A 16,518-nucleotide genomic window follows, 5' to 3' on the forward strand; every position below is an offset into this window, starting at 1 on the left:
TCCGCAGCGACGGCATCGCGCGGCCGCTCGACAGCATCCCCCCGTCATCCACTCGTCGCGGCAGAACACCCGGTCTGCGGTTTCCCGGGCGATTCGACCGATCCGGCACGGATTTCGTAAAGATTGTGTTTCCGAATGGACGATCCGGCCACTTTCTGATGCGGATCGCGACGGTTGTGTGTCAGGATCGGGTCCACCGCGACGGCACATCGGTGTGCCGCCCAAGCGCCGTCGCCCGTGGTCCGAGTTCGATCCCCCAAGGAGCACTCCAGTGAAACCGAGCAACCTTCCGCAAGACCCGATGATCCGTCAGCTCGTGCAGTCGGCGCGTGCGTCGCAGCTCACGCGGCGCGGCCTCCTCGCCGGTGCGGGAGCCGGTGCTGCGGCCCTCGCCCTCGCCGCCTGCTCCACGGGCGGAGCGAGCGGCAAGCCCACTCCGGCCAAGGACGAGTCGGCCACCGACAAGTCCCTCACCTGGGCCAACTGGCAGGCGTACCTCGACCAGGACGACGCGGGCAAGTATCCGACGCTCGAGGCGTTCGAGAAGCAGAGCGGCCTCAAGGTCAAGTACGACGTCGCCGTCGACGACAACAACACCTACTACGCCAAGGTGAAGGACCAGCTCGCCCTCGGCAAGGACATCGGCGCCGACACCGTCTGTCTGACGGACTGGATGATCGCCCGGTGGATCCGCCTCGGCTACGTGCAGGCGTTCGACGAGTCCGCCATCCCGAACAAGAAGAACCTGGTGGCGAACCTCCAGGACGTCGACTTCGACCCCGGACGCAAGAAGTCCCTCCCGTGGCAGAGCGGCTTCGCCGGCATCTGCTGGAACAAGGAGAAGCTCCCGGGCGGCCTCAAGTCGGTCGACGACCTCTGGAAGTCCGACCTCAAGGGCAAGGTCGGTGTGCTCAGCGAGATGCGCGACACGATGGGCCTCATCCTGATGCAGCAGGGCGTCGACATCTCGAAGGACTTCAGCGACGCGGAGTTCGAGAAGGGGATCGACACCATCACCAAGCAGGTGAGCAACGGGCAGATCCGCAACATCAAGGGCAACTCGTACCTCAACGACCTCAAGTCGGGCGACACGCTCGCCGCGATCTGCTGGTCGGGCGACATCACCCAGCTCAACGCCGAGGCCGGGGACAACTGGCAGTTCGCCATCCCGGAGGCCGGCGGCACCCTGTGGAGCGACAACTTCGTCATCCCGATCGGCTCGTCGCAGAAGGCGAACGCCGAGAAGCTGATCGACTACTACTACCAGCCGGAGGTGGCGGCCGAGGTCGCCGCCTGGGTGAACTACATCACCCCGGTCGAGGGCGCCAAGGAGGCGGCTACGAAGATCGACCCGGAGCTCGCGGACAACCAGCTGATCTTCCCCGACGAGGAGACGCTGTCGAAGGTGAAGATCTTCCGGTCGCTCACCCCGGCCGAGGAGCAGAAGTACCAGGCGGCGTTCCAGAAAGTGATCCTGGGGGCCTGATGGCCAAGGGAGTTTTCGCCGAGTCCGGCGCCGACCTGCGCCTGGAAGGCATCAAGAAGAGGTTCCCCGGCTTCACCGCCATCGAGGAGCTCGACCTCACCATCCCGGCCGGCTCGTTCTTCGCGCTGCTCGGGCCGAGTGGATGCGGCAAGACGACGACCCTGCGGCTGGTCGCCGGACTGGAGGAGCCGACGGAGGGGCGCATCCTCATCGGCGGTCAGGATGTGACACGCACCAAGCCGTTCCAGCGCCCGGTGAACACGGTGTTCCAGAGCTACGCGCTGTTCCCGCACATGACGATCCTCGAGAACGTCGCATTCGGCCTCCGCCGCCGCCGCATCGGCGACCCGGTCGCGAAGGCGCACGAAGCGCTGCGGCTGGTCGAGCTCGACCACCTCGCGGCCCGACGCCCGGCGCAGCTCTCGGGCGGTCAGCAGCAGCGCGTCGCGCTGGCCCGAGCGGTCGTGAACCGGCCGGCGCTGCTCCTGCTCGACGAACCCCTCGGCGCGCTCGACCTGAAGCTCCGCCGGCAGATGCAACTGGAGCTCAAGTCCATCCAGACCGAGGTCGGTCTGACCTTCGTGCACGTCACGCACGACCAGGAGGAGGCCATGACCATGGCCGACACGGTCGCCGTGATGAACAAGGGCCGCATCGAGCAGATGGGTTCGCCCGAGATCCTGTACGAGCTCCCGGCGACCGTGTTCGTCGCGAACTTCCTCGGCCAGTCGAACCTGTTCGCGGGTCCTGTGCAGGAGTCCGGCGGCGAGACGATCGGCGTCGACGTCGGCGGGGAGCGCATCCAGGTTCCCCGGTCGCGCGCGCAGCGCACCAGCGGCTACGTCACGGTCGGCGTCCGCCCGGAGAAGCTGACGCTGCACGAGACGCCGGAGACCATCCCGTCCGGCGCCAACCGCCTCGGCCCCGGCCGCGTCACCGACGTGTCGTTCAGCGGCGTGAGCACGCAGTACCTCGTCGACGTTCCCGGTCTCGGGACGATCGTGGTCTTCGCGCAGAACACCACCAGCGGACCCGTCGCCGCCCTCGGCGCCGAGGTCTGGGTCGCCTGGGACCCCGGGCACACGTTCGTGCTCGCCGACGAGCCGCCGGCCGACGGCCGCTTCTCCGACGACGCCGACACGCAGGCGATCGCCGCGCAGGCGCGCGAGCGGATGCTGACGGAGCTGGAGGAGGCGTAGATGGCCCTCGCCGCATTCACGGGGGCGCCGCCGACGCAGGATCAGGAGCCCGCGGTCCGCCGCAAGAGCGGCATCGCGCTCGTCCTGCTCCTCCCCGGTGTCCTCTACCTCGTCCTGTTCTTCCTCACCCCGCTGATCTCGCTGATCATCACGTCGTTCCAGGCGCCGGTGGTCGACGGCGACATCGGGCAGTACCAGACGGCGTTCCAGTGGAGCAACTACACCGACTCGCTCGCCGAGTACTGGCCGCAGGTGCTGCGCTCGTTCGTCTACGCCCTGATCGCGACCGCGGCCGCGCTGCTCATCAGCTACCCGCTGGCGTACTTCATCGGCGTCAAGATGCGCGGACGTCCCGTGCTGCAGAACCTGCTGATGACCCTCGTCATTGCGCCGTTCTTCATCAGCTTCCTGCTGCGGACCCTCGCCTGGAAGGCCATCCTCAGCGATGACGGCTGGATCGCCAGCTCGCTCAAAGCGGTGTCGATCCTGCCCCCGGACGCGCACATCACCGGCACGCCGTTCTCGGTGATCTTCGGACTGACGTACAACTTCATCCCGTTCATGTGCCTCCCGCTCTACTCCACGCTCGAGCGGCTGGACATCCGGCTGCTGGAGGCGGGACAGGACCTGTACGCGAGCCCGTGGACGACGTTCCGCAAGGTCACCGTGCCGTTGTCGATGCCGGGCATCGTCTCCGGGACGCTGCTCACGTTCATTCCGGCGGCCGGCGACTACATCAACGCATCGCAGGACTTCCTCGGCGCCGCCGACACCTCGATGATCGGAAACGTCATCGAGAGCAACTTCCTCGTGCTGCAGAACTATCCGACGGCGGCGGCGATGTCGGTCGTGCTGATGGCGGTCATCCTCGTGATCGTCGGCGTGTACGTGCGACGGAGTGGGACGGAGGAGCTGCTGTGACCACGATGGCGACACCCACCGACACGAGCACCCCGCCCAGTGCCACCAAGGGCCGGCGGCGGTACAAGGGGATCGGGCTCGGCGTCTACGCGTTCCTCGCGCTCGCCTTCCTGCTCATCCCGATCATCTACACGTTCGTGTTCTCGTTCAACGACGCGATCAAGAACAACATCGCCTGGCGCGGGTTCACCCTGCGCAACTGGACGAACGTGTGCGACGCGGCCGGGATCTGCGACGCGTTCATGGCGAGCATCATCATCGGCATCATCTCGACCGTGGTCGCGACGGTGCTCGGCACGATGATCGCGATCGCCCTGATGCGCTACCGCTTCCGTTTCCGGTCGCAGACCAGCCTCCTGCTGTTCCTCCCGATGGCGAGCCCGGAGGTCGTGCTCGGTGCCGGACTCGCGGCGCAGTTCCTCAGCCTCGGGGTCAACAAGGGCTTCATGACGATCATCATCGCGCACGTGATGTTCTGCATCAGCTTCGTCGTGGTGACGGTGAAGGCGCGCGTCGCGTCGCTCGACCCGGCCCTGGAGGAGGCGGGGCGCGACCTGTACGGGTCGCCGAACGCCGTGTTCTGGCGGATCACGTTCCCGCTGCTGCTTCCCGGCATCGCGTCGGCGGCGCTGCTGTCGTTCTCGCTCAGCTTCGACGACTTCATCATCACGAACTTCAACGCCGGTGCGGTGACCACGTTCCCGATGTACATCTACATCGCGGCTTCTCGTGGCATCCCGGCCCAGGCGAACGTGATCGCGAGCGCCGTCTTCATCCTGACGATCCTCGTGGTGCTGATCTCGCAGCTGACCGCCGCCGCCCGAGCCAAGCGCCTGGCCCGCCAATAGCCCCCACCCACCGTCGAGTACACAAAAACTGCACGCTTCTTCCCTCCGGAGCGTGCAGTTTTTGTGTACTCGGCGGCGGGGGTCAGGCGTAGGAGGGGCGGATGGCGCCGACGGGCTCGCCGCGGCCGAGCACGGCGAGGTCGAGCTTCGGGGCGACGCGGTCTACGTCGTCGTGCGAGAGCGCGCCGGCGTCGGCGAGCAGACGCAGGGCGACGATGGATGCAGCCCGCAGGCTGCCGTCGAGCACCTTCAGCGTCACGGTCGTGCCGTCGGGCGCGGCCATGACCATCACGCCCTCCGCCCCGCCCTTCGCGAAGACGCCGAGCTCATCGATGACGACGGTGTTCGCCCGCCCTGGTCCGTCGATCGCCCAGCCGTCGGCGAGCACCGCGTTCTTCAGCAGCGCCGCGTTCCGGAACAGGGCGAACGGGGAGCCTTCCGACGCGGTCGCAATGCGCTGGATGCCGCGAGCAAGCGACAGCAGCGACATGGCGTGCACGGGCGCGCCGCATCCATCGACCCCGGTCGCGACGACCTTCTCGCCGGTGAATCGCTCGACCGTGTCGCGGATGTGCTGCTGGATGGGATGCTGCGGATCGAGGTAGCTCTCGGTCGGCCAGCCGTTCACCCGGCAGGCGAGCAGCATCGCGGCATGCTTGCCGGAGCAGTTCATGTACAGCGGATGCTTGTGCTCCCCGGTGCGGACCAGCTCATCGCGGGCGGCCGTGTCGAGCGGCCAGTCGGCGGGGCAGCGGAGTGCGTCCTCGGTGAGCTGCGCCTGCGCGAGCAGTTTGCGCACCACGGACAGGTGCGCCGGGGTGCCCGCGTGGCTGGCGGTGGCGAGCACGGCGCTCGCACCCTCCAGCGGAACACCCGCGCCCATGACGGCGACCGCCTGGAACGGCTTCATACTCGAGCGCGGGAAGACCGGCTTGTCGGGAGCGCCGAGGGTGCGGACGATGTCGCCCTCAGGCCCGAGCACGACCGCCGATCCGGCGTGCCGCGACTCGACGAACCCGCTGCGCTCGACGACGGCGAGCTCGACGGACTCAGCGGTGCTGAAGACCGCCGGTGACGCTCCTGCGTGCGGCTCGGCGCTCACAGTGCGGCGATGGCGTCGTCGATCACCGACACGGCGTCGGCGATGAGCTCGTCGGAGACGGCCAGGCTGGGCAGGAAGCGGAGGACGTTGCCCCAGGTGCCGGCGTTGAGGAACAGGATGCCCTGCTGCGCTGCCGCCTGGATGATCGCATTGACGGCCTCGGGGTTGGGCTCCTTGGTCGTCTGCGCGGTGCCCGGCTTGACGAGCTCCACGGCGATCATCGCGCCGATGCCGCGGACGTCGCCGATGATGTCGTACTTCTGCTGCAGCTTCTCGAGTGCCGGCTTGAGTGCGCTCTCGATGCGGCGGCCCTCGGCGAGGAGGTCGTTGCGCTCGATGGTCTCGAAGACGGCGACGGCGGCGGCCGCGGCGACGGGGTTGCCGCCGAAGGTTCCGCCGAGTCCGCCCGGCTGGGCGGAGTCCATGATCTCGGCGCGGCCGGTGACGGCGGCGAGCGGCAGACCGCCGGCGATGCCCTTCGCGCTGAGGACCAGGTCAGGGACGACGCCGAAGTGCTCGCTGGCGTAGAAGGCTCCGGTGCGCGCCATCCCGCTCTGGATCTCATCCGCGATGAAGACGACGCCTTTGGCCGTGCACCAGTCCTGCAGGGCCGAGAGGTAGCCCTCGGCCGGGACGATGAAGCCGCCCTCGCCCTGGATCGGTTCGGCGACGAGGCAGGCCAGGTCGGAGGCGCCGACGACCTTCTCGAGGTACGCGATGGTCCGCGCTGCCGCCTCGGCGCCGCTGAGACCGTCGCGGTAGGGGTACGAGTTCGGCGCGTGGTAGACGTCGCCGGCGAACGGGCCGAAGCCGGTGGCGTACGGCATGGCCTTGTAGTTCATGGCCATCGTGAGGTTGGTGCGTCCGTGGTAGGCGTGGTCCAGCACAGCCACGGCCCGGCGGCCGGTGAACTTGCGCGCGATCTTCACGCCGTTCTCGACGGCCTCGGCGCCCGAGTTGACCAGCACGGTCTTCTTCGCGTGGTCGCCGGGGGTGTGCTCGGCGAGGAGCTCGGCAACGCGCACGTACTCCTCGTACGGCGTGATGGTGAAGAGCGTGTGGATGACGTCCTGCAGCTGGCCTGCCGCGGCCTCCACGACCGCTGTCTCGGTGTGGCCCACGGTGGTGACCCCGATTCCGGCGCCGAAGTCGACGAACTGGTTGCCGTCCACGTCGACGAGGATGGCGCCGTTGGCGCGCGCGATGTACACGGGCAGCGCCGAGGAGACGCCGGTTGGTACGACGGCCAGGCGTCGCTGGTGCAGCTCCTGCGATTTGGGGCCGGGTACGGCCGTGACGATGCGACGTTCTTGTGGAACGGAGAAGACGGGCGCGGGGGTGCTCACGGTGTCAGTCATGGTCATCCGAGTCTAGCGGCGGTGCGAGAATCGGAGCATGAAGCTCGAGCACGCGTACGCGATCGACCTGCAGTGGACCGGCAACCGCGGGACGGGCACCAGCGGCTATAAGGACTACGGGCGCGACCATGTCGTGAGCGCCGAGGGCAAGCTCCCCATCGAGGGGTCGGCGGACCGCGTGTTCTTCGGCGACCGCGACCGCTGGAACCCGGAGGAGCTGCTGCTCTCCGCTCTCGCGCAGTGCCACATGCTGAGCTACCTCGCCGAAGCGGCGGGCGCCGGAGTCGTCGTCGTGGGCTACACCGACGCCGCGACCGGGACGATGGAGCAGACGGGCAACGGCGGCGGCCACTTCACCGAGGTGACGCTGCACCCGCGCGTGACGATCGCCGATCCGGCTCAGGCGGACCTCGCGGCGTCTCTGCACCGTCCGGCCTCCGAGAAGTGCTTCATCGCCGCGAGCGTGAACTTCCCCGTTCACCACGTCCCCGAAACCCTCACCCTCGCCTAGCCCCTCTCCTGCTCTCTACCCCCACCGTCGAGTCCGCGAACTTTGCACACGGCACGCCGACCGAGCGTGCAAAGTTTGCGGACTCGACGGTGGGGGATGAGCGGAGCGACGGGAGCGACGGAGAGGGACGGGGAGGGGTCAGGCGCAGCCGAGGCGCGGAGCGGCGGTCGGCGCGGGGGCCGACGGCGTCGGGGCGGCGGACTGCTGCGGCTCGGCTGCCGCCCAGCGCTGGATCGCGGCGCGCCAACGCTCGTCGCGCGTGAGGGGCGGCGGCTGGACGACGCCCGAGTCGCGCTGCGCCTGCAGCAGCGCCTCCTCGCGCTGGCGCTCGGCGAGGTCGGCGAGGGAGATGGACCAGAAGAACAGCGGATGCATGATAACCACCTATCTGCGTTGACGGGTTATACACTACCGTAACCCGCTATTGAGTTACAATGGTTACATGCGTATGAATGCTCCCGAGCTCGGAGCCGACCTGCTGGTCGACTTCCTCAACACGCTCGACGTGGAGGACGACGTCGACCAGCTGGCCGACGATGAGGGTCACCGCCGTTGGGCGTCCGAGCACGGCCTCGAGCCGGGGGACCGCGCGACCACCCAGCAGGCTCGGGATGCGCTCCGCGCGATCGTCGACGGCGCCGATTCCGGCACCACGCTTCCGGCTCTCACGCTCCCCGTCGACGCCGCACCGGGTGCGGTCGGACTGAGCCCCCGCACCGCGGCGGACGCGGCCGTCGCCAGCGCGCTGGTCCTCAGCATCCAGGGCAAGCTCAGCCGTGTGAAGCTCTGCGGAGGAGAGGACTGCCGCTGGGCGTTCTACGACGCGTCCAGGAACGGCTCCCGGCAGTGGTGCAGCATGGAGGTGTGCGGCAACCGCCAGAAGGCGCGCACGTACCGCTCGAAAGAACGCGACGGCGCCTGACCGTCGCTACAGCCGCTCGGGCCGCAACGCCCGCTTGACCCGCTCGACCGTGTTCGCGGGCGGCGCCTCGTTGTAGGCGTTGGCGAGTTCCTGCCCGGTCAGCTCGTGGATGGCCGCCATGATCGCATCCGTCGCCTGACGTCGTGCCCGCCCGGACTCCGCCGGGCCGAAGTGCGACACATCGATGGGCGTGCCGAAGGTGACCGTGATGCGGTGCGGCTTCGGGAAGCGCGCCCCCACCGGCTGCATCTGGTCGGTGCCGATCAGCCCGACCGGGACGACGACGGCGCCCGTGGTCAACGCCAGCCAGCCGATCCCGGTGCGGCCGCGGTACAGCCGGCCGTCGAGCGACCGGGTGCCCTCGGGGTAGAGCGCGAACGCCGCACCCGTGTCGATGATCTTGCGGGACTGGTCCAGCGCCTCCTGAGCGGCCGCACCGGCGCCGCGCTTCACGCCGACGGCGCCGATCGCGGTGAAGAAGGCGCGGGAGACCCGTCCCTTCAACCCGGTGCCCTCGAAGTAGCTGGACTTCGCCAAGAACTGCACGCGACGCGGAGCCGTCATCGGGATGACGACCGAGTCGATGAACGAGAGGTGGTTGCTGGCGAGGATCACCGGTCCCTGCTTGGGGACGTTGCGCTTGCCGATCACGCGCGGCCGGTAGACCAGCTTCAGCAGCGGCGCCATCAGGACGCGGCCGAGGAAGTACAGTGCGCCGGGCCTCTTCACCTCGGCGGCACCATCGTCGGGCTCGTCGATGCTCACCTATCGAGGTTAAGCGCGGTCGTATGCCGATGACGGCATGCTGCTCTGCGAGCGTGTCGAACTCCCGCGCTCACGGCTTCAGGGGGTTCTTCTCGGGGCAGCCGAAGCCGGCGGTGTACACCAGGCACGCCTCGACGATGCCGGTGTACCGCACAGCCAGCGGGCTCCCGAACCACGCCGTGTAGATCCGCGAGAAGTTGAGGTTTCCGTAGGCCGCGCATGCCCCGCCGTCGCCGCCGAACGACGTCTTCAGCGTCTGCGCGTTCGGCTGGTACGGCGTGTAGTTGTACAGGTTCGCGGTGGCCTGGTTGAGGATGTTGACGCTGCCGGCGCCGCACGTCGCATCCGGGTGGTATTGGATGCGGTTGCCGCCGACCTTGTACCGCCAGTCGCCGGGGTGCACCGTGTACTCCCGGAACTGCCACGCCGCCCGGTAGACCTGGTTGAAGAATCCGAAGTAGCGGGCGTCGCACTCGGCGGTGTCGGGGCAGGCGTACCCGGTTGCCTTCTGGTAACCGGATGCGCTCGGCGCGGTGAGCAGCGACTGCTCCTTCTGTAGAAGCACGAGGAGCACGCGAGGGCTGATCGTGCAGGCCTTCGCGACCCGCGCGATGATGCTGCTGGCCCGCTCGTTCGAGCGTGCGGGCATCGCCGTGCACCGGTCCTTCGAGGCCTTCTGCGCGGGCGCATCCATCCGGAAGTCCGCAAGGCACGGCGAGTCGTCCTTCGGGCGGCAGGTGCGGTCGTCGAGGAACGACTGGATCTGCCCGGCCGTCATGGCGTCCGGGTTGTAGAAGCTGTCGTCGCTGATGATGTAGCCCGGATAGAACGGCGTCGGCGGCTCGGCGACCGCGGCGGCCGGCACGAGCGCGAGCGCCGCCGCGGCGGCGGACGCCGCGGCGATCACGCGCAGGCGGGGGAGCCGCATGACGGGCCTAGCGGGAGGTCTGCAGGATGTCGATGACGAACACCATGGTGTCCGTCGCCGTGATCTCGCCCGATCCCTTGGCGCCGTAGCCGTCGGCCGGCGGGACGATCGCGATGACCTGCGAGCCGACCTTCTGGCCTTCGAGCGCCTTCTGGAAGCCCGCGACGACGCCGGTCGTCGGGAAGGAGGCGGGGGTGCCGCGGCTCCAGCTGGAGTCGAACATCTTGCCGTTCTTCCAGAGGACGCCCTTGTACTGCAGGGTGACGGTGTCGCCCGGCTGCACCGTCTCGCCGTCGCCCTGCTTCAGCACGGCGATCTTCGTCTCCGTGGGCGGGTCGGCCTTGGGGACGGTGATGTCCGGCTCGCCGGTCTTGGCGTTGAGCTTCACTGTCGGGAAACCGGCCTGCGGTGCTACCGGGGCGCCGGTCGCGCGCGTCGGAGGTGTCGGCGGGATGTCGATGACATCGGCCACGAAGACCACGCTGTCCTTGTCGGTGAGGCTGAGCTTGGAGATGTCCTGGGTGCCGAAGGCCGCCTTGGCCGGAGAAGTCAGTACGACACGCGATCCGACGTGCAGGCACTCGACCGCACGGACGAGGCCCGGGACGTAGGCCTTGTCGTCGACCTGGATGGTGGCCGGTTCGGTGCCGTCGAAGCCCTGCGCCGCGGTGAGCTCCTTGCCGGTGGTGCCGTTGTAGGCGGCCAGCGCGATGGCGACGTTCGACCCGCCCTTCGCCTCGGGGCCCTTACCGGTGATCACGACGGTGCGCTCCATGTCCGTCGCCTTGAGCGGCGCAGGGATGGTCACCTTCGGCGTCGCACGGTAGTCGCCGGTCACCTTCACCGACTTCGACGTGTCGCCGGACTTCAGGTTCTGGCAGGCGTTCGCCGCGGGGGTCGACGACGGCGCCGGCGAGTCGGAGCTGCAGGCGGCGAGCCCGGAGACGAGCAGAGCGGCCGTGGCGGTGGCGGTCAGGGCCTTGAGAGAGGTACGCACGGTCGTCCATCCTGCCCTATCCGCCTCCGCCGTACCTGACAGCAGGTCATGGGTCCGCTGGATGCGCCACCTACGATGGAGGACATGACCCGCGAATTCTCCGTGCCCCAGTCCCGCCATCTCGTCACCGAGCTGCCCGGCCCCCGCTCGGTCGAACTTCAGCAGCGCCGGGTCGCCGCGGTGAGCCGCGGCGCGGGCACCCTCGCCAACATCTACATGGAGTCCGGGTCCGGTGCGATCCTCGTGGACGTCGACGGCAACCGGCTCATCGACCTGGGCTGCGGCATCGGTGTTACCACGATCGGCCACGCGCATCCCGCTGTCGCCGCTGCCGCCGCCGAGCAGGCCGCGAAGCTGACCCACACGCTCTTCACTGTGACGCCGTACGAGAACTACGTCGCCGTCGCCGAGAAGCTGGCCGAGATCACCCCCGGAGACTTCGAGAAGCACAGCATCCTCGTGAACTCGGGCGCGGAGGCGGTCGAGAACGCCGTGAAGATCGCCCGCAAGTACACCGGCCGTCGCGCCATCGCGACCCTCGACCACGCCTTCCACGGCCGCACCAACCTCACGATGGCGATGACGTACCGCCCCTGGCCGGAGCGTGCGGGAATGGGGCCGTTCCCCGGCGAGATCTACAGCCTCCCGATCAGCTACCCGTTCCGCGACCCCGAGGGGATGACGGGCGAGGAGGCTGCGGAGCGCACGATCGACTACATCCGCACCCACATCGGTGCGACCGAGCTGGCCGCCCTTTTCGTGGAGCCCATCCAGGGCGACGGCGGCATCATCATCCCGGCGCCGGGTTACTTCGCGCGCCTGGCCGAGTTCTGCGCCGAGAACGGGATCGTCTTCGTCGCGGACGAGATCCAGGCCGGCATCGGCCGCACCGGAACGTGGTACTCGATCGAGCACCACGGCGTCGTTCCCGACCTCGTCACCAGCGCCAAGGGCATCGCGGGCGGCTTCCCGCTGGCAGCCGTCACCGGCCGCGCCGAGATCATGGATGCGGTCCAGCCCGGCGGCATCGGCGGCACCTTCGGCGGCAACCCGGTGTCGACCGCCGCGGCCCTCGCGGTGTTCCAGGCGTTCGAGGACGAGGACCTCCTCGGCGAGGCCCGCCGCGTCGAGAAGGCGCTGTGGGCGCGGATCGGCGACTGGGCCGAGCGCTTCCCCGTCGTCGGCGAGGTGCGCGGCAAGGGTGCGATGTTCGGCATCGAGCTCGTCGTGCCCGGAACGAAGAAGCCCAACCCGGAGGCCCTCACTTCGGTGCTCGGCCACGCGACCCGCAATGGCGTGATCCCGCTGGACGCGGGCAGCTGGGACAGCGTGCTCCGTCTGCTCCCGTCGGTCGTCATCAGCGAGGAGCTCATCGACGACGCCGCGACCGTGCTCGAGGAGGCGCTCGGCCGCCTCGGCTGAGTCCGCGTCCCGGCCGGACGTGCCGCGAGACGGGGCGGCCGGCGAGGGTCGCTGAGGGAGGTGTTCCTCGGGCAATCCGGTCGCCGCTCCTCCGTTTCTCGCGTTCTCTCGGCGTCTCCCGCGTGCCTTCCTCCCTTTCGCACGCCTTCGCCGGGCTCGGCGCGCTGCATGATCCAGGAGCGCCGCTCTCGGGCGGCGGGCGGAAAGGGAGGCGGATCCGGTCGACACGCCGGTCTCGGGCGGCGAACGGAGGAGGCCGGGGCACGACCTGTCCACGTATCCTCCGTTTGTCACGGCACAGGCCGACGGCGGAATGCCCACACGCCGCCGCCCCACCGCGTGCGTACCATGTCCCTCGTGCGCAGAGTCATCATCCTCGGGTCCACCGGTTCGATCGGAACGCAGGCGCTCGACGTCGTCGCGGCCAATCCGGACCGGTTCCGTGTCGTCGGGCTGAGTGCCGGGCGCAACGCCGACGAGCTGGCGGCTCAGGCGGAGCGGTTCGGCGTGGTCGACACGGCCCTGGGCGCAGACGACTCCGAGCTGCTGGTGCGCTCGGTGGAGGCGGATGTGGTGCTCAACGGCATCACCGGATCCGTCGGGCTTGGGCCGACCCTCGCGGCGCTGGAGGTCGGCGCGATGCTGGCGCTCGCCAACAAGGAGTCGTTGATCGTCGGCGGGGGACTGGTCAAGCGCGCGGCCGCGCCCGGCCAGATCGTGCCGGTCGACTCCGAGCACTCCGCCATCGCGCAGGCGCTGCGGTCCGGCACACGCGAGGAGGTACGGCGGCTCGTGCTCACGGCGTCCGGCGGCCCGTTCCGGGGTCGGTCGCGGGACTCGCTGAGGGATGTCACTCCGCAGCAGGCGCTCGCGCATCCCACGTGGGACATGGGGCTCGTCGTCACGACGAACTCGTCGACCCTGGTCAACAAGGGCCTCGAAGTGATCGAGGCGCATCTGCTCTTCGACGTGCCGTACGACCGCATCGACGTGACGGTGCACCCGCAGTCCGTCATCCATTCGATGGTGGAGTTCGTCGACGGGTCGACGATCGCGCAGGCGTCGCCGCCCGACATGCGCCTCCCTATCTCGCTCGGCCTCGGCTGGCCCGACCGGGTGGCCGACGTCGGAGCGCCGCTCGACTGGACCACGTCGCACAGCTGGACGTTCGAGCCGCTCGACGACGACGCCTTCCCGGCCGTGTCGCTGGCGAAGCGCGTCGGCCTGCAGGGCGGGACGTATCCCGCCGTGTTCAACGCCGCGAACGAGCAGGCGGTCGCCGCGTTCCACGCCGGCGCGATCGGCTACCTCGACATCCTCGGAACGGTGGAGCGGGTCGTGGATGCGCACGTGCCGTCAGGCGAGCTGACGCGCGAGTCCCTCGCCGAGGCGGAGCGGTGGGCGCGCGCGAAGGCGGATGCGTTGATCGCCGCACACTGACGACGGGTGTGGACGACGGGCGCTGAGCGGTCATAGCCGTCACCGAGGCGGCTCGCGGCCACTTCCAAGGCGCACGCCGCTAGCCTGAACCCGTGGATTCCGTGCTCCTGTTCGTGCTGGGCGTCGTCATCATCCTGATCGGCGTCGCTCTGTCGATCGCTCTGCACGAGATCGGCCACCTCGTTCCGGCCAAGCTGTTCGGCGTCAAGGTGACGCAGTACATGATCGGCTTCGGCAAGACGCTGTTCTCGTTCCGCCGAGGCGAGACGGAGTACGGCGTGAAGGCCATCCCGCTGGGCGGCTACATCTCGATGATCGGGATGTTCCCTCCGGGCAAGGAGGGCGGCCGTGGCCGCAATGCGACCACCGGGTTCATGCAGCAGATGGTGCAGGATGCGCGCGTCGCGAGCTCCGAGACCGTCGCCGTCGGCGAGGAGGAGCGCACCTTCTACCGCCTGCCGGTCTGGAAGCGCATCGTCATCATGTTCGGCGGTCCGTTCATGAACCTCGTGATCGGCGTCGTGCTGTTCGGCGTGCTGCTGATGGGGTTCGGCGCACCGCAGAGTTCGACGACGCTCGCGACCGTGAGCCAGTGCGTGCTGCCTGCCGGAAGCACCGCCAAGACGTGCCCGGATGACGCACCGCAGGGTCCGGCGGCCGCGGCCGGACTGAAGCCCGGCGACACGATTGTCAGCATCGACGGGCAGAAGATCAGCAGCTGGGACCAGTCCACGGCGATCATCAGGGAGTCGGCGGGCCGCACTCTCACCGTCGTGCTCAGCCGCGACGGGGAGGAGCGGACGGTCCAGCTGACGCCGGTCGTCAACAAGGTGGCCAAGACGGATGCGAACGGCGCCGTTGTGAAGGACGCCGCCGGCGGCATCGAGACCCTGACAGTCGGGTTCGTCGGCATCGGGCCGGTGGCGAAGCTCGTGCCGCAGCCGATCACGGCCGTGCTCCCGGCGGTCGGAGCGCAGACCGGCGCCGTCTTCAACGTCTTCCTCCACCTGCCGCAGCGCATGGTCGACGTCTGGAACGCCGCCTTCGGCTCCGCCGAGCGCGACCCGAACGGCCCCATCAGCGTGGTGGGCATCGGCCGGGCGGCCGGCGAGCTGACGGCCCTGGACGGCGTCCCGGTGGTCGACAAGGTCTACACGATGATCGGGATGCTGGCGTCGCTGAACATCGCGCTGTTCGTCTTCAACCTGGTTCCGCTTCTTCCGCTCGACGGCGGCCACATCGCGGGGGCGCTGTGGGAGGGTCTGCGACGCACGTTCGCGAAGATCTTCCGCCGCCGCGATCCGGGACCGGTGGACATGGCGAAGCTCATGCCGCTCACCTTCGCGGTCGTCATCGTGCTGGGCGGGATGAGCGTCCTGCTGATGTACGCGGACATCGTGAAGCCGGTCAACCTCTTCGGCTGACATCCAGCCGCCTCCCACCGTGCCGCGTAGGATTGAGCCCGTGGCAGCAATCAATCTGGGGATGCCCAAGGTCCCCGAAACCCTCGCACCCCGTCGCAAGTCCCGTCAGATCCGCGTCGGCAAAGTCCTGGTCGGCGGTGACGCCCCGATCAGCGTCCAGTCGATGACCACGACGCCGACCACGAACATCAACGCCACGCTGCAGCAGATCGCCGAACTGACGGCATCCGGCTGCGACATCGTCCGCGTCGCGGTGCCCAGCCGCGACGACGCCGAGGCGCTGCCGATCATCGCCAAGAAGAGCCAGATCCCGGTCATCGCCGACATCCACTTCCAGCCGAACTACGTCTACGCGGCCATCGATGCCGGGTGCGCGGCCGTCCGCGTCAACCCGGGCAACATCCGCAAGTTCGACGACCAGGTGGGCGAGATCGCCCGCCGCGCGAAGGCCGCGGACGTGTCGCTTCGTATCGGCGTGAATGCCGGATCCCTCGACCGCCGTCTGCTCGAGAAGTACGGCAAGGCCACCCCCGAGGCGCTCGTCGAGTCGGCCGTCTGGGAGGCGAGCCTGTTCGAGGAGCACGACTTCCACGACTTCAAGATCTCGGTCAAGCACAACGATCCCATCGTCATGGTGAAGGCGTACCGGATGCTCGCCGAGCGGGGCGACTGGCCCCTCCACCTCGGCGTGACCGAGGCCGGCCCGGCGTTCCAGGGCACGATCAAGTCGGCGACCGCGTTCGGCATCCTGCTCGGTGAGGGCATCGGCGACACGATCCGCGTCTCGCTGTCCGCGCCTCCCGCCGAAGAGGTCAAGGTGGGCCTGCAGATCCTGCAGTCGCTCAACCTCCGCGAGCGGAAGCTCGAGATCGTGTCGTGCCCCAGCTGCGGTCGCGCCCAGGTCGACGTCTACTCGCTCGCCGACAGCGTCACCGAGGGTCTGCAGGGCATGAGCGTTCCGCTCCGCGTCGCGGTCATGGGCTGCGTCGTGAACGGTCCGGGCGAGGCCCGCGAGGCCGACCTCGGCGTCGCCAGCGGCAACGGCAAAGGCCAGATCTTCGTCAAGGGCGAGGTCATCAAGACCGTCCCCGAGTCGGAGATCGTCGCGACGCTCATCGCCGAGGCCAACCGTCTCGCCGACGAGATGGAGGACCGCCCGTCGGGCGAGCCCACCGTCAGCGTCGGCGCGCACTGA

16 protein-coding genes are annotated in these 16,518 nt (G+C 68.9%); 10 read left to right on the top strand and 6 right to left on the bottom strand.

All coding sequences use genetic code 11. From position 1 onward, the window contains the following. Window positions 1–271: 271 nt before the first annotated feature. From AXZ95_RS09800 to AXZ95_RS09815, 4 genes are read left to right on the top strand one after another with little or no spacing between them, the layout of a single operon-like run. Entirely contained in the window at window positions 272–1,486 is a 1,215-nt protein-coding gene (locus AXZ95_RS09800; RefSeq protein WP_018190860.1) for a spermidine/putrescine ABC transporter substrate-binding protein, read from the top strand. Beyond that, a complete protein-coding gene (locus tag AXZ95_RS09805) occupies window positions 1,486–2,685 on the top strand; it encodes an ABC transporter ATP-binding protein (RefSeq protein WP_018190861.1) in 1,200 nt (399 codons plus the stop codon). The genes AXZ95_RS09800 and AXZ95_RS09805 overlap by 1 nt, the downstream gene beginning before the upstream one ends. Then, on the top strand, window positions 2,686–3,606 hold the full coding sequence (locus AXZ95_RS09810) for an ABC transporter permease (RefSeq protein WP_018190862.1): 921 nt from the start codon (window positions 2,686–2,688) through the stop codon (window positions 3,604–3,606). After that, entirely contained in the window at window positions 3,603–4,454 is an 852-nt protein-coding gene (locus AXZ95_RS09815) for an ABC transporter permease (RefSeq protein ID WP_018190863.1), read from the top strand. Before AXZ95_RS09810 ends, AXZ95_RS09815 begins: the two co-directional genes overlap by 4 nt. An 82-nt stretch (window positions 4,455–4,536) precedes the next feature. On the opposite strand, the gene AXZ95_RS09820 is transcribed toward AXZ95_RS09815, so the two are convergent. Continuing rightward, window positions 4,537–5,556: an asparaginase gene (locus tag AXZ95_RS09820; protein ID WP_018190864.1), complete on the bottom strand. Its 1,020-nt coding sequence runs from the start codon at window positions 5,554–5,556 to the stop codon at window positions 4,537–4,539. After that, a complete protein-coding gene (gene gabT / locus AXZ95_RS09825; protein WP_081626601.1) occupies window positions 5,553–6,920 on the bottom strand; it encodes a 4-aminobutyrate--2-oxoglutarate transaminase in 1,368 nt (455 codons plus the stop codon). Before gabT ends, AXZ95_RS09820 begins: the two co-directional genes overlap by 4 nt. A 31-nt stretch (window positions 6,921–6,951) precedes the next feature. Between gabT and AXZ95_RS09830 the strand changes: the two genes are divergently transcribed. Further along, the gene (locus tag AXZ95_RS09830; protein WP_018190866.1) at window positions 6,952–7,425 is read left to right on the top strand and encodes an OsmC family protein; all 474 of its coding nucleotides are present in this window, start codon (window positions 6,952–6,954) and stop codon (window positions 7,423–7,425) included. 138 nt (window positions 7,426–7,563) lie between these two features. Here AXZ95_RS09830 and AXZ95_RS09835 read toward each other — a convergent pair whose 3' ends face one another. Beyond that, window positions 7,564–7,800 carry a hypothetical protein gene (locus AXZ95_RS09835; protein ID WP_018190867.1) on the bottom strand — a complete coding sequence of 79 codons (237 nt, stop codon included), beginning with the start codon at window positions 7,798–7,800 and terminating at the stop codon, window positions 7,564–7,566. A gap of 67 nt (window positions 7,801–7,867) precedes the next feature. Between AXZ95_RS09835 and AXZ95_RS09840 the strand changes: the two genes are divergently transcribed. Further along, complete coding sequence (locus AXZ95_RS09840; protein ID WP_026307158.1) at window positions 7,868–8,347, top strand: CGNR zinc finger domain-containing protein; 480 nt, start codon at window positions 7,868–7,870, stop codon at window positions 8,345–8,347. A 6-nt stretch (window positions 8,348–8,353) separates the two neighbouring features. Here the strand turns inward: AXZ95_RS09840 and AXZ95_RS09845 are convergent, their stop codons facing one another. The 3 genes from AXZ95_RS09845 to AXZ95_RS09855 form a co-directional block, all read right to left on the bottom strand. After that, complete coding sequence (locus AXZ95_RS09845) at window positions 8,354–9,112, bottom strand: lysophospholipid acyltransferase family protein (protein ID WP_018190869.1); 759 nt, start codon at window positions 9,110–9,112, stop codon at window positions 8,354–8,356. 70 nt (window positions 9,113–9,182) lie between these two features. Continuing rightward, window positions 9,183–10,040 (bottom strand): hypothetical protein, encoded by an 858-nt coding sequence (locus AXZ95_RS09850; RefSeq protein ID WP_018190870.1) that lies wholly within the window; start codon window positions 10,038–10,040, stop codon window positions 9,183–9,185. A 7-nt stretch (window positions 10,041–10,047) separates the two neighbouring features. Continuing rightward, window positions 10,048–11,037: an FKBP-type peptidyl-prolyl cis-trans isomerase gene (locus AXZ95_RS09855; protein WP_018190871.1), complete on the bottom strand. Its 990-nt coding sequence runs from the start codon at window positions 11,035–11,037 to the stop codon at window positions 10,048–10,050. 75 nt (window positions 11,038–11,112) lie between these two features. Here AXZ95_RS09855 and AXZ95_RS09860 point away from each other — a divergent pair, with 75 nt between their 5' ends. From AXZ95_RS09860 to ispG, 4 genes are all read left to right on the top strand, one after another. Beyond that, window positions 11,113–12,459 carry an aminotransferase class III-fold pyridoxal phosphate-dependent enzyme gene (locus AXZ95_RS09860; RefSeq protein WP_018190872.1) on the top strand — a complete coding sequence of 449 codons (1,347 nt, stop codon included), beginning with the start codon at window positions 11,113–11,115 and terminating at the stop codon, window positions 12,457–12,459. A gap of 348 nt (window positions 12,460–12,807) precedes the next feature. Further along, complete coding sequence (locus AXZ95_RS09865; protein WP_018190873.1) at window positions 12,808–13,899, top strand: 1-deoxy-D-xylulose-5-phosphate reductoisomerase; 1,092 nt, start codon at window positions 12,808–12,810, stop codon at window positions 13,897–13,899. A 101-nt stretch (window positions 13,900–14,000) separates the two neighbouring features. Next, the gene (locus AXZ95_RS09870) at window positions 14,001–15,323 is read left to right on the top strand and encodes a site-2 protease family protein (RefSeq protein ID WP_018190874.1); all 1,323 of its coding nucleotides are present in this window, start codon (window positions 14,001–14,003) and stop codon (window positions 15,321–15,323) included. A 61-nt stretch (window positions 15,324–15,384) separates the two neighbouring features. Continuing rightward, window positions 15,385–16,518, top strand: a complete 1,134-nt coding sequence (gene ispG / locus AXZ95_RS09875) for a flavodoxin-dependent (E)-4-hydroxy-3-methylbut-2-enyl-diphosphate synthase (protein WP_018190875.1) — start codon at window positions 15,385–15,387, stop codon at window positions 16,516–16,518.

This window comes from Leifsonia sp. 115AMFTsu3.1, assembly GCF_004362795.1.
Taxonomy (GTDB): domain Bacteria; phylum Actinomycetota; class Actinomycetes; order Actinomycetales; family Microbacteriaceae; genus Leifsonia.